Raw genomic sequence first — 1,292 nt, 5'->3', positions numbered from 1 at the left:
AAGGCCATTCTAAACGTTAACAAAAATAAACTTATTGATAGGTGTATATGAAGTTACCATTTTCTATTGTTTTGTTACTTATGTTTTTGTCGTGGCTATAGTGGCACACTAACCAGCATCAAGAAGCAGCGAATAATAACCCTTTATTATTACGCAAAAAACTACCCACCTTTATGACTTATGTTGTCCTTCAATACTTATTCAACACCGCCTCCAATTAAAGCGTTTGCTGCTTAACTGGCGTTATTTCATAGTCTTGGTGATTAGTGGTCTAGTACCAACATTAATCAATAAACGTAGTACAATAATATCTGACGCCTAATTGAGTACAAAAATTAGACAAAATTAACATCATCAATAACGTAAAGGAATACTATGCACGATATATTTGGCGAAATTAGACGCGAATTTTACACTCAAACAATCAGGGAGTGGTTAGGGTGGATTGTGGGGACCTTTTTACTGGTCGTGTTGATTAAATGGTTTGCTCAACAATATGACGTCCCAGAATTTGAATTTCATGTTTGGGTTTCAGCCACTCTTTATCTCTGGTATGTCTCTACCATTAGCTTATTAATCGGTAGCACTTACTTTATCGCCCGTAATGCTCAAACCATGCTAGAGAGACGAGCGACACATCCTCAAAAGCCAGACAGTATTGATTTAACCAATGACTTATTCAGGGTTAAAAAAATCAAGATTAAAGCCGCTATAATTGCCGTCGTTGCACATCTTATCAATGCTGGTCTTGTTTACTTTGTCACCGGCCACGTACCTGGAATGACGTCAGAATATCAATTATATGCTGTGATTGGTGTGTTTGCGATAGCCGCCATTAAGCCTGCGATGTTAGCCGTAAATGCCATTCGTATGGAGATTTTTGGCATGATTGAAGAAGCAGATTACCCACAACAATCTGTTGCTGATTTATGGCGAGTAGTGAATGACTTTAACGACTATGAAGAGCGATTAGAAAAAGTATTCGAGCGTATAGAAGACGTTAAGCAGGAGTTTAGCCGTGAAAAAGAGGTGACTATTGCTGATATTGTTGAAAAATTAACAGTATACAAAGCAGAATTACACTCTGTATTTGATGAAAAAATAGCACTTTTCTCATCATCTGACAGTGCAAGAGAAGCGGCTTATCATGGGTTAAAAGAAGCTCAAGCACCACTCAGTAAAGAAGTCAGTAAAATATTGGCTGAACTGCAAAACTTACAAAGCTTTGTGATTGATTTACGTGACAAAAATATCAAGGGAGAGCAATTGATGTCAGCATTAAAAGAATTTGG

General features: G+C 37.3%; 1 protein-coding gene. It reads left to right on the top strand.

Features of this window, described 5'->3' with window-relative positions:
- Positions 1-375: 375 nt before the first annotated feature.
- Positions 376-1,292, top strand: a 917-nt coding sequence (locus H5125_RS21610) for a hypothetical protein (protein WP_182745485.1), incomplete at its 3' end; no start/stop codon positions are given.

The sequence above is a fragment of the Shewanella sp. SR44-4 genome, assembly GCF_014163715.1.
In the GTDB taxonomy this organism is placed as follows: Bacteria; Pseudomonadota; Gammaproteobacteria; order Enterobacterales; family Shewanellaceae; genus Shewanella.
This window is presented reverse-complemented; position numbering and strand designations above follow the sequence as displayed.